This window comes from Acidovorax sp. GW821-FHT09B03 (genome assembly GCF_059418305.1).
Genome location: NZ_JBWKPP010000006.1, coordinates 81,795 through 105,226, shown reverse-complemented (window position 1 = coordinate 105,226; position 23,432 = coordinate 81,795). Strand labels below are relative to the sequence as shown.

23 protein-coding genes are annotated in these 23,432 nt (G+C 66.2%); 17 read left to right on the top strand and 6 right to left on the bottom strand.

Annotated elements, in window-relative coordinates:
* Nucleotides 1-6: 6 nt before the first annotated feature.
* Nucleotides 7-888, bottom strand: coding sequence for a chromate resistance protein ChrB domain-containing protein (locus AC07PA_RS13260; protein ID WP_494609450.1), 882 nt, complete (start codon nucleotides 886-888; stop codon nucleotides 7-9).
* A 213-nt stretch (nucleotides 889-1,101) separates the two neighbouring features.
* Between AC07PA_RS13260 and AC07PA_RS13255 the strand changes: the two genes are divergently transcribed.
* Nucleotides 1,102-1,602 (top strand): GNAT family N-acetyltransferase, encoded by a 501-nt coding sequence (locus AC07PA_RS13255; protein WP_007851344.1) that lies wholly within the window; start codon nucleotides 1,102-1,104, stop codon nucleotides 1,600-1,602.
* Between the two features lie 21 nt (nucleotides 1,603-1,623).
* Here AC07PA_RS13255 and AC07PA_RS13250 read toward each other — a convergent pair whose 3' ends face one another.
* Nucleotides 1,624-3,342: a hypothetical protein gene (locus AC07PA_RS13250; RefSeq protein ID WP_494609451.1), complete on the bottom strand. Its 1,719-nt coding sequence runs from the start codon at nucleotides 3,340-3,342 to the stop codon at nucleotides 1,624-1,626.
* Between the two features lie 125 nt (nucleotides 3,343-3,467).
* On the opposite strand from AC07PA_RS13250, the gene AC07PA_RS13245 reads away from it, so the two are divergent.
* A complete protein-coding gene (locus AC07PA_RS13245) occupies nucleotides 3,468-3,938 on the top strand; it encodes a VOC family protein (RefSeq protein WP_494609452.1) in 471 nt (156 codons plus the stop codon).
* Between the two features lie 18 nt (nucleotides 3,939-3,956).
* On the opposite strand, the gene AC07PA_RS13240 is transcribed toward AC07PA_RS13245, so the two are convergent.
* Both AC07PA_RS13240 and AC07PA_RS13235 read right to left on the bottom strand, forming a co-directional pair.
* Nucleotides 3,957-4,397 carry a GNAT family N-acetyltransferase gene (locus AC07PA_RS13240; protein WP_035202609.1) on the bottom strand — a complete coding sequence of 147 codons (441 nt, stop codon included), beginning with the start codon at nucleotides 4,395-4,397 and terminating at the stop codon, nucleotides 3,957-3,959.
* A 20-nt stretch (nucleotides 4,398-4,417) separates the two neighbouring features.
* Entirely contained in the window at nucleotides 4,418-5,317 is a 900-nt protein-coding gene (locus AC07PA_RS13235) for a LysR family transcriptional regulator (protein ID WP_007851358.1), read from the bottom strand.
* 113 nt (nucleotides 5,318-5,430) lie between these two features.
* Between AC07PA_RS13235 and AC07PA_RS13230 the strand changes: the two genes are divergently transcribed.
* From AC07PA_RS13230 to AC07PA_RS13210, 5 genes are all read left to right on the top strand, one after another.
* On the top strand, nucleotides 5,431-6,429 hold the full coding sequence (locus AC07PA_RS13230; RefSeq protein WP_494609453.1) for a tripartite tricarboxylate transporter substrate binding protein: 999 nt from the start codon (nucleotides 5,431-5,433) through the stop codon (nucleotides 6,427-6,429).
* Nucleotides 6,430-6,454: 25 nt separating this feature from the next.
* Nucleotides 6,455-7,360 (top strand): alpha/beta fold hydrolase, encoded by a 906-nt coding sequence (locus tag AC07PA_RS13225; RefSeq protein WP_494609454.1) that lies wholly within the window; start codon nucleotides 6,455-6,457, stop codon nucleotides 7,358-7,360.
* Between the two features lie 35 nt (nucleotides 7,361-7,395).
* A complete protein-coding gene (leuC, locus tag AC07PA_RS13220; RefSeq protein WP_494609529.1) occupies nucleotides 7,396-8,814 on the top strand; it encodes a 3-isopropylmalate dehydratase large subunit in 1,419 nt (472 codons plus the stop codon).
* Complete coding sequence (gene leuD, locus AC07PA_RS13215; RefSeq protein ID WP_494609455.1) at nucleotides 8,811-9,479, top strand: 3-isopropylmalate dehydratase small subunit; 669 nt, start codon at nucleotides 8,811-8,813, stop codon at nucleotides 9,477-9,479. The genes leuC and leuD overlap by 4 nt, the downstream gene beginning before the upstream one ends.
* 88 nt (nucleotides 9,480-9,567) lie before the next feature.
* Nucleotides 9,568-10,128 carry a YcxB family protein gene (locus tag AC07PA_RS13210; RefSeq protein WP_494609456.1) on the top strand — a complete coding sequence of 187 codons (561 nt, stop codon included), beginning with the start codon at nucleotides 9,568-9,570 and terminating at the stop codon, nucleotides 10,126-10,128.
* A 25-nt stretch (nucleotides 10,129-10,153) separates the two neighbouring features.
* On the opposite strand, the gene AC07PA_RS13205 is transcribed toward AC07PA_RS13210, so the two are convergent.
* Nucleotides 10,154-11,158 carry a PhnD/SsuA/transferrin family substrate-binding protein gene (locus AC07PA_RS13205; RefSeq protein WP_494609457.1) on the bottom strand — a complete coding sequence of 335 codons (1,005 nt, stop codon included), beginning with the start codon at nucleotides 11,156-11,158 and terminating at the stop codon, nucleotides 10,154-10,156.
* 396 nt (nucleotides 11,159-11,554) lie between these two features.
* Here AC07PA_RS13205 and AC07PA_RS13200 point away from each other — a divergent pair, with 396 nt between their 5' ends.
* The 9 genes from AC07PA_RS13200 (at nucleotide 11,555) to AC07PA_RS13160 (ending at nucleotide 20,252) form a co-directional block, all read left to right on the top strand.
* Nucleotides 11,555-12,409, top strand: coding sequence for a hypothetical protein (locus AC07PA_RS13200; protein ID WP_494609458.1), 855 nt, complete (start codon nucleotides 11,555-11,557; stop codon nucleotides 12,407-12,409).
* Nucleotides 12,410-12,425: 16 nt separating this feature from the next.
* Nucleotides 12,426-12,908 carry a hypothetical protein gene (locus AC07PA_RS13195; protein WP_494609459.1) on the top strand — a complete coding sequence of 161 codons (483 nt, stop codon included), beginning with the start codon at nucleotides 12,426-12,428 and terminating at the stop codon, nucleotides 12,906-12,908.
* 177 nt (nucleotides 12,909-13,085) lie between these two features.
* Nucleotides 13,086-14,345: a hypothetical protein gene (locus AC07PA_RS13190; RefSeq protein ID WP_494609460.1), complete on the top strand. Its 1,260-nt coding sequence runs from the start codon at nucleotides 13,086-13,088 to the stop codon at nucleotides 14,343-14,345.
* Nucleotides 14,342-16,570 (top strand): AAA family ATPase, encoded by a 2,229-nt coding sequence (locus AC07PA_RS13185; protein WP_494609461.1) that lies wholly within the window; start codon nucleotides 14,342-14,344, stop codon nucleotides 16,568-16,570. The genes AC07PA_RS13190 and AC07PA_RS13185 overlap by 4 nt, the downstream gene beginning before the upstream one ends.
* A 35-nt stretch (nucleotides 16,571-16,605) precedes the next feature.
* Complete coding sequence (locus tag AC07PA_RS13180) at nucleotides 16,606-18,054, top strand: ankyrin repeat domain-containing protein (protein ID WP_494609462.1); 1,449 nt, start codon at nucleotides 16,606-16,608, stop codon at nucleotides 18,052-18,054.
* A gap of 90 nt (nucleotides 18,055-18,144) precedes the next feature.
* A complete protein-coding gene (locus AC07PA_RS13175) occupies nucleotides 18,145-18,597 on the top strand; it encodes a hypothetical protein (protein WP_494609463.1) in 453 nt (150 codons plus the stop codon).
* 20 nt (nucleotides 18,598-18,617) lie between these two features.
* Nucleotides 18,618-19,079, top strand: a complete 462-nt coding sequence (locus AC07PA_RS13170) for a GNAT family N-acetyltransferase (RefSeq protein WP_494609530.1) — start codon at nucleotides 18,618-18,620, stop codon at nucleotides 19,077-19,079.
* Nucleotides 19,076-19,597, top strand: a complete 522-nt coding sequence (locus AC07PA_RS13165) for a GNAT family N-acetyltransferase (protein ID WP_494609464.1) — start codon at nucleotides 19,076-19,078, stop codon at nucleotides 19,595-19,597. Before AC07PA_RS13170 ends, AC07PA_RS13165 begins: the two co-directional genes overlap by 4 nt.
* Before the next feature lie 46 nt (nucleotides 19,598-19,643).
* Nucleotides 19,644-20,252: a putative glycolipid-binding domain-containing protein gene (locus AC07PA_RS13160; RefSeq protein ID WP_494609465.1), complete on the top strand. Its 609-nt coding sequence runs from the start codon at nucleotides 19,644-19,646 to the stop codon at nucleotides 20,250-20,252.
* A 101-nt stretch (nucleotides 20,253-20,353) separates the two neighbouring features.
* On the opposite strand, the gene AC07PA_RS13155 is transcribed toward AC07PA_RS13160, so the two are convergent.
* A complete protein-coding gene (locus AC07PA_RS13155; protein WP_494609466.1) occupies nucleotides 20,354-21,586 on the bottom strand; it encodes a hypothetical protein in 1,233 nt (410 codons plus the stop codon).
* 202 nt (nucleotides 21,587-21,788) lie between these two features.
* Between AC07PA_RS13155 and AC07PA_RS13150 the strand changes: the two genes are divergently transcribed.
* Entirely contained in the window at nucleotides 21,789-22,949 is a 1,161-nt protein-coding gene (locus AC07PA_RS13150) for an esterase-like activity of phytase family protein (RefSeq protein ID WP_494609467.1), read from the top strand.
* The last annotated feature ends 483 nt before the right edge of the window (nucleotides 22,950-23,432 follow it).

The following is a 23,432-nucleotide window of genomic DNA, read 5'->3' as shown; positions in this document are numbered from 1 at the left end:
GATCGCTCATGCCTGCACCGCCTGCGGTGCCCAGCGGTGGGTTTTCTGCGGGCCGCTGACCCCTTGGCTGCACCAGGCATACAGCGCGTCGTACACCGGCATGGCAGCTGCGAGCATGGCCATGTCGTCGCCTGCGTGCAACTGCGAGAGACCGAGCGACACGGCCAGCAGCCCTGCGGCCTGGGGAGCCAGCTGGATCTCGTCGGTATCGGCGGCGCGCACGATGCGCGCCAGTGCGGCGAGGGCCGGGTCGGCCTGCAGGCCGAAGGCCGAGAGCAGCGCGTCGAAGCTGCACAGCGCGCCCGCGTGCGTGATGGGCGCGCCGGGAACGTCGTAGGCCACGGCACGGAGCCGCTGCGCATCGGGCAGCACCTGGGCCGCGTCCACGTAGAGAAACTCTGCGCGCGGGTCGATGAAGCGGCGTACCAGCCAGGGGCAGGCAATGCGGTCGATCTTGGGCCGCGCGCGGGTGATCCAGCGCGACGCAGCCGTGCCGTCCACCCCCAGGTCGGGCCGCTTGCGCACCGCCAGGGGCCGCATGGCGCGCCAGCGGGCCAGGTCCTCGGGCGTGTCGACGCCGGGCTCGCCCCCCTCGAATCCGCCCGCCAGGAAGCTGGCGTTCCAGCCCGCCTGCCGCAGCACCGCCGCCGCCTCCCGGCTCACGGCGTGGCCGTACACGCAGTACACGACGGCCTCGCGGGGCGGGGCGCTGGCTGCCAGGGCGGCGATGTCTTCGGGTGTGCAGTGCCGCGCGCTGGCCAGCAGGTGCGCGCTCTCGTCAAAGCGAGGCCGCCGGCGCACATCCAGGACAAGCGGAGCCCCGGGCGTGCCGATGCGCGCAGCGAGATCCTGGGGAAGAACGGAGAAGGAGAAAGGGGCGTTGCCCATAAGGGTGTCCACGGATGATGACTCCGGCAAAGAGTGATCAGCACTTGGATGGGACACCATCTATCCGTGAGGATTCGGGAGGCTGGTTTCCCGATGTGCAAATCTTAGCAGGAGTTTTTGGCACGGCGATGCCATTGCCTGGCACACGTCTGCTCTGGCCCATGGTGCCAAGTGGCTAAGATGGCTGCCCTTTGCACCGCCGCCCTGCGCCCCATGTACATCGACCAAGCCACCGCCCACGACCTGGATGCCGTCGTCTCCACCCTGCAGGAGGCGGCCCAGTGGCTGCAAGGCAATGGCCGGCCCCTGTGGTCCCCTGCAGACTACAGCGCCGAGCGCATAGGGCGTGACATTGGCGCCAGCGCCTACTGGATTGCGCGTAGCGGGCCAGGTCCAGGCGCAGCGGTGGCCGGCGTCATGCGCCTGGACCCGGAAGACCCGCACTATTGGCCCGAGATCGCACCTGGCAGTTCCCTGTACCTGCACAAGCTAGCGGTGCGCCGTGCCTGGGCGGGGCAGGGGGTTTCAACGGCTTTGCTGCGTTTTGCGCGCGAGCGAACACTGGTCTTGCAGCGGCCCTGGCTGCGCCTGGATTGCGTTGCGGACCGCCAGGGGCTGCGGTCGCTCTACGAAGGCTTCGGGTTTGTGCTGCACAGCGAGGTATCCAGGGGGAGCTGGGCACTGGCGCGGTACGAAATGGCGGTTACGGGGTAGGGGGCAGGGTGCCCGAGGCGTTCATGCCGCGCCCGGTCCTCCCAGCACCATCGCATTCCATTCCCGCAGCGTCCTGTCTTTTTCCTCGGACGACAGTTCGTCGGCCTCTTCGCGCCGCAGCAATTGCTCCAGCATGGGCAGCAGGTCCTTGCGCTGCGATTGCTGCTGCAAAGGTTCCTCCACGGTGTCCACGACCTTGTTGAACTCCACCTTGGTCGTGCGCAGGAATTGCGATGCGGTCTGCGTGAGCAAGGCGCGCACGGGCTTGTCCTTATCGTAGGCCAGCTCCATGCGGGTGCTGCTGTGGTCCTCGACCTGGGTGTAGTAGTAGTTCTGGGTGGCCGAGTCCGAGCTGAGTTCGGGCTCGCGCCGAGAGCGCAGCGAGCGGTGGAAGGCCGCGCTCAGGTCGGAGGTCTGCGTCTGCGTGATGGCGCGGTTGGCGGCAGAGCCGCCCGAGATCTGGGTCGACTGTTCGAGCTTGTAGTCGAAGATGTCGATCTCGTTGGTGTGGCGCGGGTTGATGGCGCGGCGGTTGGTCAGGAGGCTGGCCTTGAAGTCCGCCATGCCCGTGAGCAGGCTGTGGTCCTCTTCGCTGAAGGCGTCGGCATCGCTGGTGATGTCTGCTGGCCGCACCCTGGTGAGGCCGCTGGCCTTGTCGCCGGCCCCGTAGCCGCCGTGCAGGGCCGCGAAGGAGGACTTGAACAGGTCCACCAGCTCCTGGTTGCCGTTGCCGCGCTCGGCCGCCTTGTCGACGCGGCTGAGGTACTGCTGCACGGCCCGGGCCTTTTGCTCGGCGCTGCCCCAGATGGCACTCTGGCGCAGGTCGGTCTTCACGGTGGCCGTGCCCTTCAGCGTCTTGAGCTCGATCTCGCGGCTGTCGGCGCTGGCCGTGAAGCGCGTGCCCAGCACCATGGCACGCTCGCCCTTCTCGTTCAGGCCATAGATCTCGCTCTTGAGCTCCACCCGGGTCAACACCTTGCTGTCGAACTTCATCAGGCCGTCGAGGTTCACCAGCGGCGGCTCCCGCGTCAGACCCTCCATGGCTTCATCGAAGCCCTTGGCCAGGGACTGCAGCGCCTGCTGCTCCTGCGGCGTGAGGTCGCCCTCGACATCGATCTGCACCGTGATGCCCGCCCCCGTGCTGACCGGCAGGCGCTGGTCGGCAATGGAAATGCGCACCGAGGCGCCCGACTGGGTCTTGATCGTCAGCGCGGCGCTGGCGCTGGGGCTGGACCGGATGGCCCATTGCGCATCGGCGGCCTTGCCCTGGATCTTGTCGGGCGAGTAGGCCGCCGCCACGTTCACGATGGTCTGCCGGTAGCTGCTGCCCGTGCTGGCCACCTGCTCCAGCAGGGCCGAGCCCAGGCCGGCAAAGCGGGCGCTCTGGCTGGTGGCACTGGCGTTGCGGCCGATGATCTGGTCCACGGCCATGGTGGGGGCCTGCTCCCAGACCTGCATCCGCCCGTTGCGGGTCTGCAGGTTCGCCAATGCCTCGTAGGTCACATCCACGGTCTGCAGGGACGATGGGTACTGGGTGACATGGAGAAATCGGGTATCGCCCGAGGCCGCAGCTGCAGGGGCGAGGGGGGCGGAGGCGGTGAAAGCCGTCGAGGTGGCGGCCGCCGTGTCCGCCCCACTGGAGGGGATTGAAAGGGCTGTGCTCGGTGCGGTGGTGGCCTTGATGGTGGCGCTCTGTGTGCCCACGGCTGCTGCCGGAGAGGAAAGACTGACGGCACTCATTTTCTGGTTCTTGGTTTGTTGATGCGGTTCCGGTTGTTATCGGCCGGGCTTGAGAAAACTGAAGGCCCGTGCCGACCTGTGCGAAGCTCTGCACCACCGACAAAAATGAGGAGTGATGGCAAGCCATGGACCTGAAATTCAGCCACGTCGATGTTCTGGTGGGCAACCTCGAAGAGGCCTGCTCCTACTATGCAAGGGTCTTCAGTGCGCGTGTGTCCAGGACCCAGGTATGGGAGCGTGGCGGCCTGCATGTGCGCTATGCCGTGGTGATGTTCGGCACCGAGCGCTTCATGCTCGTGCAGCCCATCGCCGGCAATCTCAAGGAACTGATGGACACCCAGGGCGAGGGCACGATCTACCGCCACTGCTACTCCACCCCCGACATCGAGGCTGCCTATGACGAACTGGTGGCCGCCGGTGTGCAGCCGGAGGATGAAAATGGCAATCGCCTGGACCGGGATGGGCTGCGCACACCCAGCGGTACCCGGATCCTGTGGCTGCCCAAGCGGTTTGGAAACTTCTCGATCGAGCTGCTGGAGGAACAGGAGCTTGAGCGCTTCATCGCGGAGCTGTTTGCGGACAGCAGCGTCGCGTAGCGCATCTCTGCATGGCGCTCAGGGCCGGGCAATGAAGGCCTGCTTGCCCTGCCGGTCGAAGCCCGCCGTTTCATAGAACTGCAGCGTGGCTTCGTCCTTGCGCCCGGTCATCAGCATCACTTTGTAGCAGCCCTGGCTCCAGGCGAACGACAAGGCATCGTGCAGCACGGCCTTGGCGTGGCCGTGTCCTCGGTGATCGGCATGGGTCACCACGTTCTCGATCAAGCCATAGGGTCGGCCACCGCGCGTGAGGTTGGGCACGATGGTGATGGTGCAGCTGGAGACCAGTTGGCCGTCCACATAGGCCCCCGCATACCGGTAGCGGGGGCTGCCCAGCAGCTCGTTCCAGATCTGCTCCAGTGCGTCGCCATCGGGCGGCGGCTCGTCGTCGGCATGCAGGTGGCCATAGAGCGCCAGCAACTGCGGCAGCTCGGACCGTGCGATGGGGCGTATCTCCATGCGCGCATTCTGCACGGGGCTCACCCCACCCGCCGCGCGCCGAACCACTCGCCCAGGAAGTCCGCCAGCGCCCGTGTCTTGGCCGACAGGTCGCTCTTGGTCGGGTAGACCAGCGTCACGTCGGCCGCAGGCAGGGCCCAGCCCGGCAGCACGGGGGAGAGGCGGCCTGACTCCAGGTACGCCGCCACATCCCAGTGCGAGCGCATGAGCACGCCATGCCCGTCCAGTGCCCAGGTGGTGGCCGCGGCGCCATCATTGGTGCTGAGCATGCCGCGCACCTTCACGGTCTCCTGCCGCTCGCCCTGGCGCAGGTGCCAGGTGCCATAGGTCTCGTCGCTCTCGCGGATCACGATGCACTGGTGGGCCAGCAGGTCGGCGGGCTGCACAGGGTCGCCCGCGTGTGCCAGGTAGGCCGGCGATGCGCACAGCACGCGCTGGTTGGCCATGAGGCGGCGGGCCGTGAGGCGCGAGTCGGGCAGATCGCCGAAGCGCACGGCAGCGTCGAAGCCCTGCTCGACCAGGTTCACAGGCCGGTCCGTCAGGTGCAGTTGCACCTCCACCTCGGGGTAGGCGCGTGCGAAGGCCGAGAGGGCGGGTGCGATGTGCACGCGGCCAAAGCCCAGCGTGGCGGCCAGCTTGATCAGGCCGCGCGGCGAGCTGCGCGCGCCGGCCACCGTGCGCTCCAGCGCCTCCAGGTCACCGAGGATGCGGGCGCCGTCCAGCAGGTAGGTCTCGCCCTCGGGCGTGAGGTGGATGCGCCGCGTGGTCCGGTGCAGCAGGCGCACGCCGAGGCGGTGCTCCAGCTGCGCCAGGCGCCGGCTGACCGCAGGCGGGGTGATGCCCATCTGCTGTGCGGCAGCGGCCAGGCTGCCTTCCTTCATGAGCAGGGCAAAGAAGCGCAGGTCCGAAAAGCCGTCCATGGGTGTCTTATTCGTGCTTTGGATTTATGAATGAAGTAATTTTGACGGTATTTATGGCTTTTGACATCACTCATAAGATCCAACCCACAACAAGTACCGCAGGAGACAGACCCATGACGAAGCTTTCCCTTCCCCGCCGCCGCCTGGCCACCGCCGCTGTGGCTGCCGCCACGCTGGCCGTGCTGGCATCCCCCGCTGCCATGGCCCAGGGCGCTGCCTATCCCAACAAGGCCATCAAGCTCGTGGTGCCCTATGCACCTGGCGGCAGCGCCGACATCGCGGCGCGCCTCATCACGGACGAGTGGGGCAAGGCCCTGGGCGGCTCGCTGTTCATCGAGAACAAGGGCGGCGCCGGCGGCAACATCGGCGTGGACATGGTGGCCAAGGCTGCGCCGGACGGCTACACCATCGGCCTGCAGACCGTGTCGCTGGCCATCAACCCCGGCCTCACGGCCAGGATGCCCTACGACACCCTGAAGGACTTGGCCCCCATCGGCATGGTGGCCAGTTCGCAGCACGTGCTGGTGGTCAACAACGCACTGCCGGCCAAAAACCTCAAGGAACTGATCGCGCTGCTCAAGGCCAAGCCGGGGCAGTATTCCTATGGCTCGGCCGGGGCGGGCAGCACCTTCCACATGTCGGCCGAGCTGTTCAAGGCCGTGGCCGGCACGCCCATCGTGCACATCCCCTACCGCGGCGGCGGCCCGGCCATGATCGACACCATGTCGGGCCAGGTGGCGCTGAGCTTTCCGGTGCTGTCGGCCGCGCAGCCGCATGTGCAGGCGGGCAAGCTGCGGGCCCTGGGCGTCACGGGCACCAGGCGTTCCTCCCTGATGCCCGACGTGCCGACCATTGCCGAAGCCGGCCTGCCGGGCTACGCTTTCGAAACCTGGTTCATCGTGTTCGCGCCAGCCGGCACGCCCAAGCCGGTCGTCGACAAACTCAACACCACCTTGAACCAGGCACTCAACACCCCCGCGCTCAAGGAGCGCATGGCCAAGGACGGCTTCGACCCCATTCCATCGACCCCCGAGCAGGCCCGTGCGCGGCTCGAGAAGGAGATGCCGCAGTGGGCCAAGCTGATCAAGGAACGGGGCATCACTGCCGAATAGGCCCCGCCGCAATTCCAACGACACCATGACCACGACGACCCCGCTCTTCCCAGGCTTTACCCCGTACCGCGTGCCCACGCCAGACGGCCAGCACATCCACGCGCTGGTGGGCGGCACGGGCCCGGCCCTGCTGCTGCTGCACGGGCACCCGCAGACCTCGGCCATCTGGCACAAGGTGGCGCCGGTGCTGGCCCAGCACTTCACGCTGGTGCTGGCGGACCTGCGGGGCTATGGCGATTCGGCGAAGCCCGCCGGTGACGCGGAGCATGCCCTGTACAGCAAGCGCACCATGGCCGCCGACATGCTGGCCGTGATGCAGCACCTGGGCCACCCGCGCTTCACCGTGCTGGCCCACGACCGCGGCGCCCGCGTGGCGCACCGCCTGGCGGCGGACCACCCGGCCGCGGTGCAGCGCATGGTGCTGCTCGACATCGCGCCCACGCTGGCCATGTACGAACAGACCAGCAACGCCTTTGCCCGTGCGTACTGGCACTGGTTCTTTTTGATCCAGCCCGCGCCGCTGCCCGAGCGCCTGATCGAGGCCGACCCCGCTGCCTACGTGCGCGACGTGATGGGCCGGCGCAGCGCGGGCCTGGCCCCGTTCGACCCGCGGGCCCTGGCCGAGTATGTGCGCTGCCTGGGCCTGCCCGGTACGGCCCACGGCATCTGCGAGGACTACCGCGCCGCCGCCGGCATCGACCTGGTGCACGACCGCGCCGACCGCGAGGCGGGCCGCCAGCTGGCCATGCCGGTGCTGGCCCTGTGGGGCGAGCAGGGCGTGGTGCACCAGTGCTTTGCGCCCCTGGCCGAGTGGCAGCGCGTGGCGGCTGACGTGCGTGGCCATGCGCTGCCCTGCGGCCACTACATCGCCGAAGAAGCGCCGGACGCGCTGCTTGAGGCGGCTTTGCCCTTCCTGCTGGCCGGCCGGTAAGACAGCACACCACAACGACAACCCCCCCGATGACCATGACCACCCCCACGACGCTGTACCAGAAGCTGGTCGCATCGCACACCGTGGCCGTTCTGGACGAACAGAACGTGCTGCTCTTTTGCGACCTGCACCTGATGAACGAATACACCAGCCCCCAGGCCTTCGCCGGCCTGCACGAGGCCGGGCGCGGCGTGCCCGTGCCGGGGCAGAACGTGGCGGTGGTGAGCCACATCATCCCCACGCACCCGGTGCGCTGGCGCACCATCCAGGACCCGCCCTCGGCGCTGCAGGCCAGCAACCTCAAGGCCAACTGCGACCGCCACCACATCCCGCTGTTCGACACCAACGACCCGCTGCAGGGCATCGAGCACGTGATAGCGCCCGAGCACGGCATGGTGCGCCCCGGCATGGTCATCATCTGCGGCGACAGCCACACCACCACTTATGGGGCGCTGGGCGCCTTGGGTTTCGGCATCGGCACGTCCGAGGTGGAGCATGTGCTGGCCACCCAGACCCTGGTCTACCGCCTGGCCAAGGACATGCGCATCCGCGTGGACGGCACGCTGCCCACGGGCACCACCGCCAAGGACCTGATCCTCATGGTCATCAGCCGCATCGGCGCCCAGGGCGCGCGCGGCTATGTGGTGGAGTTCTGCGGCAGCGCCATCAGTGCCCTGTCGGTGGAGGCGCGCTTCACCCTGTGCAACATGGCGGTGGAGGCGGGCGCCCGCGGCGCGCTGATCGCCCCCGACGCTACGGCCATCGACTATGTGCTGGCCAAGGCCCCCGACATCACCGGCGACGTGCGCACGCAGGCCCTGGCCCACTGGGCCACGCTGGGCAGCGACGCGGGCGCCGTGTTCGACGTGGAGCATGTGTTCGACGCCAGCGGCGTGGCCCCCTTCGTCACCTGGGGCACCAGCCCCGACCAGGCCATGGCCATCAACGCCACCGTGCCCCGGCCCGAGGACATCACCGACGCCGTGCAGCGCAGCAGCGCCGAGCAGGCCCTGCGCTACACGGCCTTGGCGGCAGGGCAGCCGCTGGCGGGCGTGCCGGTGCAGCATGTGTTCATCGGCTCGTGCACCAATGCGCGCATCGAGGACCTGCGCGAGGTGGACCGCATCATCGGCAGCCGCCACGTGGCCAGCGGCGTGCGCGCCATGGTCGTGCCCGGCTCGGGCGCCGTGAAGGCCCAGGCCGAGGCCGAAGGCATTGCCGCACGCCTGGTGGCGGCCGGCTTCGAGTGGCGCCAGCCCGGCTGCTCCATGTGCCTGGCCATGAACGACGACGTGCTGGCCCCCGGCCAGCGCTGCGCCTCCACCACCAACCGCAATTTCGAGGGCCGCCAGGGCCGCGGCGCCATCACCCACCTGATGAGCCCGGCCATGGCCGCCGCCGCCGCCATCACCGGCTGCATCACGGACGTAAGGACTTTGGAGGTGACTGCATGACCGCCGACAACACCAACACCACCGTGCGCGGCCAGGCGGCCCTGCTCGACATCGCCAACCTCGATACCGACCAGATCATGCCCAAGCAGTTCCTGCGCGGCATCGACAAGTCGGGCCTGGCACCGGGCCTGCTGTACGACCTGCGCTTCGACGGCGCGGGCCAGCCACGGCCCGACTTCGTGCTCAACCAGCCGGCCTTTGCCGGCACCGATGTGCTGCTGGCCGGCAGCAACTACGGCTGCGGCTCCAGCCGTGAGCATGCCGTGTGGGGCATGCAGCAGTACGGCTTCAAGGCCGTGGTGGCGTCGAGCTTCGGCGAGATCTTCTACTCCAACGCCATGAACAACCGCCTGCTGCTGGCCATGGTTAGCGAGACGGATGCGCAAGCCCTCATGCAGGAAGCTCGTTCCACCAGTGGCCCCCTGGCCATCGAGATCGACGTGGGGCAGCGCCAGGTGCGCACGGCAGGGCACAGCGCCCCGTTCACCATCTCCGAGCGGCACCGGCGCATGTTCCTCGATGGGCTGGACGTGATCGGCGCCTCGCTGACCTACCAGGCGCAGATCGACGCCTTTGCCCAGCGCCACTGGGCCGCGCAGCCCTGGGTGAAGGACGTGGCGCGGCGCACGCGGGAGCGGCTCGGGGCGCAGGGGCCCCAAGCGTGACATTCTGCGCACCCGGGCGTCAGCGCCTGGGGGGCGGGGGGCGGCAGGTCTCCTATAGTGGTGGATCGCCCTTCGCCATCCCATGTCCATGCAGACCTTCACCCTGACCCGCAGTGACTACGTCCTGGCCCATGAACGCACCACGGCCCATCTCCGGGCCCTTGCCAGTCGCAGGAGAGCCGCCTCGGCGGCAGGGCAGGGGACGGTGCGCAAGGCCCTGGTCCCGTTGGCGAAGGTGGCAGCATGGCTGCTGGTGTTTGCAGTCACCTGGGTCTTTTTGCAGACCCGTGACCCCGGCTCGCGTGCCATGGGCTATGTGGTGTGCGCCGCCATCACGGCAGCGGTGACCCTGGTTCTGGCCTACGTTGCTGGCGTGGCGATGACCCGGCGGCAGTTGCAGGAGCAACTGTCGGACGATGGCAGCACGCTGTCCCCGCAATCCGTGGTGGTCAGCGAATCGGGTATCGAGCAGCATGCCAAAGGCGCCTTCTCGCGCCTGGACTGGGCGTTCTTCATCGCCCGGCAGGAGGACGAGGCCATGTTCTACCTGTTCGTCGAGCCCGGCATGTGCATGATGATTCCCAAGGCGGTGCTGCCGCCCGAGGCGCAGGCGCTCATTGCGCACCACCTGCCCCTGGCGGCCACCTGACCGGTGGCCCCGGGGCTGCCTGTCCTCAGGGCTTGGCCGACTTGGCTGCAGCCTGCGCCTTCTGGGTCTTGTTGTAGACCTCCATCACGGTGGCGAAGTCGCGCTCGAAGTTGATCGCCAAGAAGCTGTCGTTGCCCGGCAGCAGCTGGCGCAGCTTGGGCGAGAAGCTGTAGCTGTAGGAGCACTTGGTCACGCGGGCCTGCACTTCGGGCGAGACGTCCTTGCCCAGGGTCCAGGTCTCGGTCATGAAGGGCGGGCTCTCCCACAGCGTGCGGATGCTCGACCCCTTCACGTCGCCCTTGACCACCATGCGCTGGTACAGGTCGCTGGCCACGGCGGCGGCCGGGTAGAAACCGTGCATCACCCCGGTCACGGAGCGCTCGTGGCCGTTGGAGAACACCACCTCGTAGTTCTGGTCGGGCACCAGGCCCAGTGCGGGGAACAGGGCGCGCGGCGCCAGGTTGCCCGAGTTGGAGGTGGGCGTGGTGTGCGCGATCTTCTTGCCCACCAGGTCCTGCGGCTTGGTGAAGGGGCTGTCCACCCGCGAGATCAGGATCAGCTTGTACGAATTGCGCTGCCCGCTGGCCTTGTTGCCCGGCACGCCGAAGGGGGTAGGCTGGCCTGCGGCCACCAACTGCGGCACCAGGCCGGGGTTGACCTGGGCGAGCTGCACCTTGCCGGCGATGATGCCGTCGATCAGCTCCTTCTCGCCCAGCGTGTCGATGTTCACGCTGCGTTCCAGCGACTCCCCCTGCAGGTTTTGCAGGTCCATGTTGCCGCAGCGCGCCAAGTGGTTGAAGTAGTCACCCCAGATGAGCATGGTCTCGCTCTTGGCGTAGGTCTTGGGCATGGCCACGACCAGCTTCTCGCGCGTGCCGCCGAACAGCGGGGCGGCGGGTGCGGGGGCCGGCCGCGCAGCAGGCGCCTTGGCGGGCGGAGTGGCGGTGGTCTGTGCGGCCACGGGGCCCAGCAGCAAGGTGGCACCCGACAGCAGCGCGCACAGACGCGCATCCAGTGGCTTGGCAAACATGGTGTTCTATCTCCCTCGGTTCGTTCTGGTGAGCGGCAACGCAAGGCCACCGGACAGCGCAGGCCGGCCGGAATGGCCGGGCGCTGAAGGAGGCTGTTGTGCGTTGGGAATGGATGCCCTGCGGGCGGCCTGCGGCGGCACGGTGGTGCGGCGCAGGCCTTGAAAGGGTGGCCAGTATGCATGAGACGACCGGGGTGTTTGTAACCTTGGCGACTCGCGAGGCCGCGGTGTGGCGCGCGTGCCCAAAGGTCCACCGGCCACGGCCCAGTTGACGCGCTGTCAAGCGCCGAAACGGCGGCCATGGACAAGGTGGAGAGGGCGCAGCACGCGCGGCGCGGCAACAATCCAGCCACTTCGCAGCCCATCCCGATCGCCACCCGATTCCACCATTCCACCATGTCCCAAAACGCCCACACCCTGCACCTGTTCTTCGAGGACCCGATCCGGCTCAAGTACGCCCAGCTGGTGTACCAGTACATCGCCGAGGGCAACACCGCGGAAGCCACGCGCTGGGCCGGCAAGCTGGGCGTGGGCCTGGCGGACCTGTGGGATGCCGAGTGGTTCAACCAGCAGGTCACGGCTGCGCCCGGCTATCTACAACTGAACTTCGACACCGGCACCAGCGACCCGTTGCCCCTGTCACCGCTGGCGGCGCTGTTCGGCCACGGCCTGCAGGCCGCGGTGCTCGACGTGTTCTACGACCAGGTGGGCGAAACCCAGCGCATGTACTTCGACAAGGGCCAATGGGTGCCGCGCCAGTACTTCCTGGCGCTGTACCCGCACCTGCAGGCCATCGTCGAGCCAGCGCACGACCCGGACGATGGCGACGAACCCGGAGAACGCGCTGCGGCCGATGCGCACGACCCGGCCAAGCCCATGTCCGTCGCCCGCCTGCTCAAGGACGAGGCCAAGAAGCGCAAGGAGGCGCAGGAAGCCGCCGAGGCCTTCGTGGAAATCGCCAAGAGCATGGGCAAGAACGGGGTCAAGAACACCGTGGATGGCGTCATCGGCGTGCTGGTGCTGGGCTCGGCCCTCAAGGGGCTGCTGCACGCCGCGGTCTTCACCGCGGTCACGGTGCTGCTGTTCAAGGGCCTGTGGTTGTGGCTGGGCCTGGGCCTGGTGCTGGCCGTGGTGTTGCCGATGTATTACGCGGCGCGCACGCACCGGGAGATCAAGGGCGATGACGACGATGGCGACGACGACAGCAACAACGACAACGGGGCGGGCGAGCCGGCCACCGCCAGCCGCTGAAGGGAGGGACAAGCACATGCTGACACAGATCGAATGGTGGGGCGGGGTGATCTTCGTGCTGGGCGCACTGACATACCGGCTGGTGATGGGCGCGCTCGAAAAGAGCGAGGGCTACGACTGGTACCGCTGGCTGATGCGCCTGTTCTTCGTGCTGCCGGGTGTGCTGCTGGCGGGGTACTTCTACCCGCTGGAGCGCCTGGAACTGCAGTACGCCTACCTGGGGCTGCTGGCTCTGGCGCTGCTGGTGCTGGCGGGCGTGCTGGTGCAGGAGGTCACGGGCGACGCCGAATCGGACAAGGACAAGGCCGCAAAGGCCAAGAGGGAGGGAGAAGAAGCAAGAAAACAGGGAGAGAAAGGCCAGGCCGAGGAGGAGGACGGTGAAGACGGGGAGCCTGGCTGGCTGATGACCACCGTGGGCGTTGCCGTGCTGTACAGCCCGGTGCTGACCGCCTGCGCTCTGGCCTGCCACAAGGCATGGCCCATCGTTCAAAAGCTTTGAGGGGGGCATCGGATGGCCGCCCGTGCCCACCAGCCCGCTGCGGGATGCGGCGGCTGTTCGATGCCCTCGTTTTTTGGACGCCGGGGGCCCTGGCGCAGGAGACAATGCCTGCCGGAGGCCTCGGCCTCTTTTTGCTGCCCTGTCCAAACCCCCTTGCCGGCTTGCCGCCCTCCATCCATGGCCCACGATTCGTTCCCGGAGCTCTTGTCCCTCTACATGCGCCGCATCCGCGCAAGTGCCTCGGGGGTGGCCACCGAGATCGGCCTGAGCCGCGAGGCCGTGAACAACTGGCGCAACGGCATGTCGGCACCCAACGCCCGCTCGCGCGAGAAGGTGGTGGCCTGCACCCGCTACCTGCGCCTGACCGAGGCCGAGGCCAACCGCCTGCTCAGCGCGGCCGGCTTTGCGCCCGAGTTTCCGCTGCAGGCCGAGGTGGAGGCCCCGGCCACGCCCGTGGGCACCACTGCCCAGGGGGCACAGGGCGAACAGCCCTTCGGCGCCTTCCAGGCCCGGCTCTTCGCGCAGCTTGCCCAGGCCATGCCGTACCCCATTTCCATGCTGCTGTCGCCCGCGCACTGGGGGCAGCCGCCCTTCCGGCTCGAGCTGCTGCAGCGCGCGCGCCAGCAGTACGGCGCCGCATCGGTGCTGCATATCCAGCCACCCTACAGCGTCAGCACCGCGCCCACCGAGTACTTCGCCGCCATCGGCCGCCAGTGCGGGCTGGGCGAGCTGCAGTCGGACTATGAGTTCGAATCCGCGCTGGAGCGGCGCCTTGTGGCCGGCGAGCGCCTGTTCTGCTTGGTTAGCCGCTTCGAGCAGGGCACGCCCGCGCTGCGTGAAACCCTGGCCGGCATCCTGCGCAGCCTGAGCGAGATGCACAGCGGCCGCCTGCACCTGCTGCTGTGCGGTGGCGAGGCGCTGGCCGACCTCAAGTACCGCAGCGGCGACATGTCGCTGCTCAACATCGCCCAGGTCAACCACTGGCCCGAGCCCACGCTGGACGACCTGGCCATCCTGGCGCGCCAGCGCTGGCCCGGCCATGACTGGCCCCAGCCCGTGCTGGCCCAGTTGCTCGACGCCAGCGGCGGCCACCCCGCGCTGTTCGAGGAAGGGTTGCAGTGGCTGGTGGAGCAGGGCGTGAATGCCACCCAGGCGGCGTCGGCTGCGCTGCGCACGCAGCTGGCCGGCAGCCCGCGCCTGTGGCAGACCTTTCTGCCGCTGGCGCAGGAGGGCGCCCCGCGCGAGCGCCTGCGCAGCCTGCTGCAGGCCGACGACCTGGGCCGTGCGCGCCCCTACCTGCAGGACGACGACCTGCGCCGCCTGTTCTGGGGCAACCTCATCCACGTGCGCGGCACGGGCGATGCGGCACGCCTGCACTGGCGCTGCGACACCGTGCGCCATGCGGGCCTGATGGTGCTGGAGGCGGCATCCTCATGATCGAGCAGCTGAGGTCCTGGATGACCTGGCCGGTGGCGCGCGCGCTGCTGATCGCCGGCGTCACGCTGTTCATCGGCAGCGCGCTGCTCACGCCCCACCTGAACCCTGCCACCCGCGGATCGGTGCGCACCCACGAGAGCATCGGCCCCGTGTGGGGCGAGCTGGTGCAGTGGCGCGTGGCCCTGGTGCAGGCCAGCCAGGAGCTGGGCCACTGGCCGCCGGACATCCAGAAGTACGCGCCGCAGGTGCCCTTTCCCAAGCTGCGCGTCACCTCGCCGGGGCCGCTGCGCCTGCAGGCCGACGTGATCAACGACCCGGCGCTCGGCCACCTGGCCGGCACCCAGGTGCTGCTGCACATGACGCCCGACATGTACCACTGGACCTGCCGCCCCGGCAATCCGCCCATGCCTGCCGGCGCGCTGCCCATCAGCTGCGCCGCCGGCCCCGAAAGCCAGGATGGCAAGGGCGACGACATGGACCCCGAGGCGGTGCGCCAGAGCCGCATCGCCGCGGTGGAGGCGGCCGACCCCTTCGGCTGGCTGCGCAGCCTCATCAAGTGGTGCGCGCTGATCTTCATCGTGGGCGCTGTGGTGTGGGTGCTGCGCCACCCGCTGATCGGCCCCGCGCAGCTGCGCCCCGAGAAACTGCTGCGCACCCCTGTCTCGCGCCTGCCGCGCATCGACCAGCTGCTGCGCACCGTGGGCCGGCTGCGCGCCACGCTGGAGGCGGCAGAAGTCCGCACCAAGGACTGGCAGAGCGCCGTGCAGTTCGCGCACGACGACGCGGCCGACCAGTCCATGGTGCTGGCCGAGCGCGTGTCCGCCAGCAGCCTGCCCAGCAGCGACTGGGTGCTGCCCGGTGCGGTGTTCGAATGGCGCTTCCCCCCAGACCTGCCGGTCTCGCTGGACCGCTGCCTGCTCTACATCCCCACGCCGGGGATGGACGAAGCCACCGTGCTGCGCCAGCTGCGCGCCGCGCAGACCGGCACCGATGTGCTGCTCATCCTGTGCGACCACGGTACCGAGACCCCCTGGCCGCTGCTGCGCGCCCACACCGACGATGGCGCCAACCTGCATGTGATGGTGGACAGCGCCAGCCAGACCGAATGGCTGCTCGCGCGCGAACCGCTGCAGGTGCTGCTGCGCCTGCTGGCCGCCCAGCTGCGCGTGACGCGCATCTCCCCCTACCAGACCCGCGGCGGGGTGACGCGCGAGGGCTCCTTTTTCGGCCGCGAGCAGCTGCTGGCCCGCGTGGTCAACCGCGAGCCGGCCAACTACCTGGTGGTGGGTGGGCGCCAGCTGGGCAAGAGCAGCCTGCTCAAGGCCGTGCAGCGCCGCCTGCAAGGCCACCCCCAGATCGTCTGCCACTACGTCTCGCTGCGCGACCACCGGCTGTCGCCGCGCATGGCGCTGCAGTTCGGCCTGCCGGCCGACACCCCGCTCGAGGCCATCGTGGACCACCTGCAGGCCCAGTACACCGGCAAGCGCCTGTACCTGCTGATCGACGAGGCCGACCTGTTCTTTCGCGACGAGTCGGCCAACGGCTACCACCAGCTGTCCACCCTGCGCTCGCTCAGCGAAGAGGGGCGCTGCTGTTTCATGCTGGCCGGCTTCTGGGACCTGTATGCCACGGCCGTGCTCGACTACCAGAGCCCGCTGCGCAACTTTGGCGAGGTGCTGGCCATCGGCGGGCTGGAGCGCCCGGCCTGCAAGTCCCTGGCCACCGAGCCGCTGCGCCGCCTGCGCCTGGGCTTTGGCGGCGATGCGCTGGTAGAGCGCCTGGTGGATGCCAGCGGCCTGCGCGCCAACCTGGTCGCCATCCTGTGCCAGGAATGCCTGGAAGCTTTGCAGCCCGGCGAACGCGTGATCGAAAAGCGCCATCTGGACCAGGCCCTGGCCTCCCAGCCCGTGCAGGACGCCCTGGCCGGCTGGGGCCGCCTGTCGCCCGACGACACGGCCTGCCGCCTCGACCGCGTGGTGGTGTACCACGTGGCCCAGCAGGGCGAGACCAGCCTGGTGGCCCTGGCGGGGCTGCTGCAGGGCCACGGCGTGCAGGCCGACGCCCAGGCCCTGCGCCAGTCCCTCGCGCGCCTGCAACTGGCCTGGGTGCTGCGCCGCGACGGGGGCACCTACAGCTTTGCCATACCGCTCATGACCGCGCAGTTCGAGCCCAGTGAGGTGGAACTGCTGCTGCACCAGGAACTGGCGGTGATGGCCAGATCCTGACCAGGCCTTCTCTTTTCTTCTGACCTTTCTTTTCCATGGCCACTTCTCCTTCTGCCGCTCTGGACGACGATCTCGGTATCGATGCCTGCATTGAGGAAATGGAGCGCCTGGTCCGATCCGGCGTGCACCCGGACCGCATCAGCCTGTACCACGATGCATCCGCAGTACAGTGGGCTTGCGAAGCCCAATGGGTCTACTACGACGGCCCCGACGAGGCATCTGCCGCCCGGCGCGTCGACGCGCAGTTCGCGTTGCTGCGACTGATGCTGGAGCACGGCGCAAACCCCAACAAGCGCAAGAACCGCAACTCCACCCCTTTGGCCGTGTGTTGCCGGCAGTTCATCTCGTACTTCCAGGAGCGTGCGGTGGAGCGGCTGGCCCTGGTACTGGCGGCGGGCGGCGACCCGCGCCAGACCAAGGACCCCGCCATCTGCATGGCCCTGGGCCTGGGCGAGATGCGGGGGGAGATTTTCGACATGGCGTTCCGTGCCGATGCGCCAGCAGGGCACGCCGACGCCGTTTTCCAGGCCATAGACCTGCTGCTCAAGGCGGGTGCCGACATCGAGGCCATGGACCACCGCCAGATGTACACCCCGCTGCTCATGGCCGCCTTCATGGGCAGCGTGCCTCTGCTGCAGTTCCTGAAGGAGCGTGGAGCCAACGTGCACGCCACCAACCCCGATGGCTCCAATGCCTTGATGTACACCGCAGGCGACGTGGATGGCCTTGCCAACAGCCGCGCCGGCTTCTCCACCACCTGGCACCGCAGGGGCGACCCCGTGGCCACCACCCGCCAGTTGATCGACTGGGGCCTGGACCCCGCCGCCGCCAACGCCCGCGGGCGCACCCCCCTGCGCCTGGCCGTGAACGCCGGCAACCTCGACGTGGCCGCGGTGCTGGCCGAGGCGCTGGCCGCCCAGGGCAAGCTGGGGGCGGCCGAGGTGCGCCTGTTCAAGGGCACCGAGTACCAAGCCCGCGTGGCTGCGCTCACCACCAGCGTGCAGCCCAAGAAGCCGGCCAAGCCCAAGAAGCCAATCCAGCCCAAGGCGTCCGAGGATGTAGTCCAGCGCGCCACCTGGGATCGCGCCCTTGCACTGATCGACGGCCCCACCGACTGGCAGTCCAGCCAATACCCCGAATGGCTGCGCACCTGCCTGAAAGAGGTGATCGCGCGCCTGGCATCGGGTGCGGACCCCCGGGTCCCGCCCGATGTGCTGTACCTTGAATACCATGGCCACTTTCGCAGTCTGCGCTGGTCCCGCACCAAGTCCTATGTCAGCCGCAGCGGCGCAGTGGAACTGGAGGCCCAGGTGGTCGATTGGGCAAAGATGTCCGTCAGCTTCTCGCAGGTGGACAACGACAACTGGGTGCTGCGCGAAGCCATCGAACTGCCCATGGTGCCCCCAGGCACACCGCCCAGCACCGAAGCCCTGTGCGAAGCCGTCGGGCAGCTGTGCGCCAGGTACCTCAAGACCGTGGGGTGATGCCGCCCGCCCATGGCGGTGCCCAAACCCTTTACGATGCCATCCGTTTGCACACACAAGAACTGGTTCTCATAAGGGAGGAAAACACCTATGCCATTGTCCTGGTCGATCATTGCCACCATCGGGCTCGCTGCTGCGCTGTCCGCCTGCTCACCCGCCGTGCCTACCGAGTGGCGTGGCATCCCCGTGTTGAAGGAACAGCTCGTGAAGGTGGAGGACACCACCAACGACCATGGCCTGTATGCGGTGTACAGCGGCGTCTCGCGTGCAGACATGTTCCAGCGGGTGGCCACCGCCATGGCGGGTGCCGGCTACACCAAGGTGGGCGAGGCCTTCGAGGGCAATGTGCATGGCTATGCCAAGGGCGCAGAGCGACTGGCCGTGAAGGTGGACCAGTTCGGCGACCAGGTGTTCCTGGCCGTCTTCGACGCCAAGGGCAAGGAGCCGCTGGTGCACGGCGTGGTGTTCGGCCAGTACCAGCTGGGCGAGAAGAAGACGGGGCAGGAGGCCAAGGACCAGTTGCTCAAGGACCTCGCCAAGTGAGCCCGGGAAACCAGTCTGCCATGCGCATCCAGCTCGAATCCCCGCGCCAGGCCGACGTGGTGCAGCTCATCGACGACCTCGACGCCTTCCAGAAACCGCTGTACCCGCCCGAAAGCCACCACGGCATCGACCTGAACGCGCTGTCGCAGCCCAACGTGCTGTTTGCCGTGGCGCGCAATGCGGACGGCGTGGCCTTGGGCTGCGGCGCCATGGTGCTGGGGGCCGAGGTCAGCGAGGTCAAGCGCATGTATGTGCGCCCCGAGGCCCGCGGCCAGGGCCTGGCACGGGCGCTGCTGGCCTTTGTCGAAGCCGAGGCCATCGCGCGCGGCTGCACCCGCTTTGCACTGGAGACCGGGCCCCTGCAGCCCGAGGCGCTGGGCCTGTACGCCCGCATGGGCTACGAAGAGTGCGGGCCGTTTGGCGACTATGCGCCGGACGTGCACAGCGTGTTCATGCGCAAAGAGGTGCAGGTGGCTGTATGACGGCGCCTGCCGATGGCACCACTGTGCGCCGGCTCACGGCCGAAGATGCCGAGGCCTTCAGCGCGCTGCGCCGCGTGGTCCTGGCGGACAACCCCGTGCCCTTGGGCCTGGTCATGCAGGAGGAACTGGCTCGGCCCCTTCAGGGTTTTCGCGACCAACAGGGTGCCCCGACGAACGCGGTTTTTGGCGCCTTCGTCGGCGCAACCCTCGCCGCCACCGCTGGGCTAGCCCCGTCGGGACCCTTCGCATCGTCGCGCCACAAGCTTGTGTTGTGGGGCACCTTCGTGGCACCCGCGCATCGTCGCCAGGGCCTGGGACGCACTGTGGTGCGCCATGCCATCGAGCATGCTCGCCAGGTTGGCGCGCGCCGCGTCCACCTCACCATGTACCTGCCCAACCCGGCTGCTGATGCGTTGTACGAATCCCTGGGCTTCGCCGTTTGGGGCACCGAGCCCGAGGCCGTGTGCATCGATGGCATCTACCATGATGCCATGCAGATGGGTTTGCTGCTGCAGTAGGCAGGAACGCGGCGGTGCCTGGCATTGAACAGCAGGAGGAACCCCTATGCCGCAGACCGTTGCCATGACCGCCGCGCCGCAACACAGCTTCTTCTGGCGCCGCATTGGCGGCGGGACTGGCAGCGATGTCTGCCGTGTCTACCAGCGGGCCGATGGCGGCTGGGATCTGCGCGGCATGGCCGTGTTCCATGACGAAGGGCTGGCGTGCGACCTGGGCTATGCGGTCTGTGTCGATGCACTCTGGGTGACCCAGGCCGCCCATGTGTCCGGCCATTGCGGTGATCGCGTGGTGGACTTGCGCTTTCACCCCGGCGCCGATGGCCGCTGGCGGGTGGGGCAGGGCGGTGGACCCGATGCGGACACCGGTGTTTCCGCAAGCGCGTGCCCGGACATGGACCTCAATTTCAGCCCCGCCACCAACATGATCGCGATCCGCCGCATGGCCTTGCAGGTGGGGCAGGAGGCGCAGGCGCCTACGGCCTGGCTGTCCTTCCCGGACCTGCGGCTGCAGGAATTGCCGCAGGTATACCGGCGGCTGGATGCCATGCGCTACCAGTACGACGCGCCTACTGTGGGGTACAGCGGGGTGCTGGAGGTGTGCGAGAGCGGCGCGGTGATTGTATATCCTGAGTTGTTTATGCGAGTGATGGTTTAATCAGCTCAGGTGATAATTTGGATTAACTCAAAACCTTTAAATTTTTCCTGAAGTACCATCGCGGCATAAAGATTTTTAATGTAGAATCGGTCTATGAGAATTTACTCGTCTTCTACGTATTCATCTTTGTTTGCATCATAAAAATAGTGAGATAGATCTAAAACATCATAGTCGTTATCGATGATTTTTGCTAAAACGGCTTGACCAACGTCAGGGCTGCTTAGTGAGCAAAGAAAATCTCCCGTGCTATGCCGTGCCTTTACCTCCTCTAATGCTGCCTCTCCAAATATTCCCCAGCCAGAGAATGCAATGTAATTGGTTCTACCTTTTAGTATTTCGCATAGAGGGGCCCAAGTAGCAAACCCTTCAATCTGTGGGCTGCAAATTCTATCAACAATATCGCAACACGTGTCGGTGATTTTTGAAAGAGTATTGCCATGCCCTTCGGGAGAGTATTCTACTATTATTTTTATAAAGCGCTCCACAACATTTGAAACTTCACCGACCCTTACGAATCGCTCGATTGACTGAAAAGGAGCGAGGTTTACGACGACGATGGAGTAGGGAGCAAGACTCCCTTGCCAATTGTCTTTCCACAAAAATGCGAAGCCGTGGCTTTTAAGGCGATTTCCGGTTACAGCCATCGCTTGAATTGCAACCTTGAACATTTCAACAGCTGCTGATAGTCTCTCGCGGTCTGCTTGAAGTGAATATAGCTGATTATCATATAAAGAAATATTAAACCCGCCAAGATGGTTTGGGCCGACTTGAAATGATGATGCGTCTTCTGCTATTTCTGTCAGGGGAAGAATTTCAAGTGCGGGATTTCCATCCGGCTGGAGAAAAGGGCGTAAGCAAAGCAAATTCCTGCTCTGCCAGAAAATTTCGTGGCGTGCGTAGTGCTTGAGTAGCACGGGCCACTCCTGAGAGATAAGTACATGTACAACATCTCCATCCGGTAAAAATGGTACTATGGTTCGTATTTCGGCCGAGTAGGCACTAAGCTCTGTTCCCGCTTGTCTACTCGGGGATACAAGGTTTTTTAGCTCCACGAGAATGATGCTTTGGGTCTCGGGTGCATAGAGTACAAAATCGGGCTTAAGCACATCCGGTGCATTGAGGGAGATATTTTCATTTTCAAATAGTTTTTGAGTTATGTGAAGTGCCTCAAAACTGGTTTGAAATGATGCAAAAACTCTCGCTTTGCCGATGTTTTTTGGTGCTTCCTCATCGAGCCAATCAGCGTTCTTTATAAGGTCGCCTAATCCGTGTGATTTATCCAGTTCATTTGAAAGCCATTCTTGCATTTTTGCTTCGGAAGAAAAAACACTCATAGAGTCTCCAGTAATGTTTTATATATTTCGACATGTTGGAATTGTATTCCAATGAGATTTCTGTGAAAAGATTTTGTTTTCAGAAGAAGAAAAAACCAGTCTTCTCAAAACTTGTACACTTTTTGACCCGCGTGTCACGCACCTGACGCATTCACCCCGCAAGCTCCCGTGCTTTCTCCCTTCCCGCAGAAAGACAATCCCCATGGGCTTCGCACACACCACCTGGCGCCGTTCGGCTGCCGTCTTCGCCCTGGCGGCACTGACCACGGCCCTGGCCGCCTGCGGCGGCAGCGATGACGACAACGGCGAATCCCGCGTTGCATCCCTCAAGCTGATCGGCGCCGCATCCCTGCCCACCGGCACGCTGTTCGAAGGCGTCGAGTTCGGCGGCATCTCTGGGCTGGACCAGGCCACCGATGGCAGCTACTGGGCCATCGCGGACGACCGCGGTGGCGAGCGCGGCACGCCGCGCTTTTACAACCTCTCCATAGACTACGGCGCCGCCGGCCCGGTGACGGTCAAGGTCAACCGCCAGACCTATATGCAGCGCGAAGACGGTACCACCTTCCCCGCCAATGCGCGCACGGTGGACCCCGAGGCGATCCGCCTGGCGCCCAATGGCAATCTGTACTGGTCGTCCGAGGGCAACTGGGGCACGACGGCTGCGACCCTGTTCCAGCCCTTTGTGCGCGAGATGACCACCGCCGGCAAGTTCGTGCGCGAGTTCAAGATGCCGGCCATCTACAACTATGTGGACAACACCACCACGGGCGCACGCAGCAACAAGCTCTTCGAGGCGCTGACCGTGGCGCCCGATGGCACGGTGTTCGTGGCCAACGAGGATGCGCTGATCCAGGACGGCCCGCTGACCACCGTGCAGGCCGGCAGCGTGGTGCGCGTGACGGCCCTGGACCCGGCCACGGGCGCGGCCAAGGCGCAGTACGCCTACCAGTTGCCCAAGATCCCGGTGGATGCACCCGCTGGCGCACCGTTCGGCCCGGACAACGGCCTGTCGGACTTTCTGGCCATCGGCAACAAGAAATTCATCGCCATCGAGCGCGCTTTTGCCTCGGGCATCGGCAACACCATCCGCCTGGTGCTGACCGAGATCACCGACGCCACCACCAACGTGGGCAGCATGGCCAGCCTGGCGGGCACGACCGCCTACACGCCCATGACGCGCAAGCTGCTGCTGGAGATGCCCATCACCTACCAGGGTGTCAAGCTCGACAACATCGAGGCCATCACCTGGGGCAAGACCCTGCCCAATGGCCACCGCACCATCGTGCTGGCGGCGGACAACAACTTCACGGCGGATACACAGGCGAATCAGTTCATTGTGTTTGAGGTGTCGCCGGAGTAAGTTGGGTGGGGATCGCCCGCATAGCATCTGCGGGTGACTTACTGCAATCGCTTGTCAGCGACGACAGCGTTCGCGAGGAGACTGGGCGATGAATGGATGTGCACTGATCCGCTGAGGTTTCTCTTGTTTTTTTGGAGGAACACCAACGCCAGATGGTAAGAACTTTGCAATCTGCCAACTGTGTGGGACTTATGGCTTGCATGGGCGGGATCTATTGATCAAACAAGCGATTGCACGCCTGGCCCGGCCACTTCCAGCCCAGCTATCGTCCGATTGTTCTCATGTCAGTACACACCCGCAGCGCCCCTACCTTGGGCAGGAGCGGGCGTAGCAGCCCATTGGTGCAGTCAGTGGGGAAAACCCAACTTCTGTTGTAAAAATTCTTTTCAGCTCAACAATTGTGTGAAACTTCGTGAAATGCTGACGATGGAATCAGTTTTTCAAATAATTTGTCTTTGGAGGGTGGGAAATACGAATCCTTCA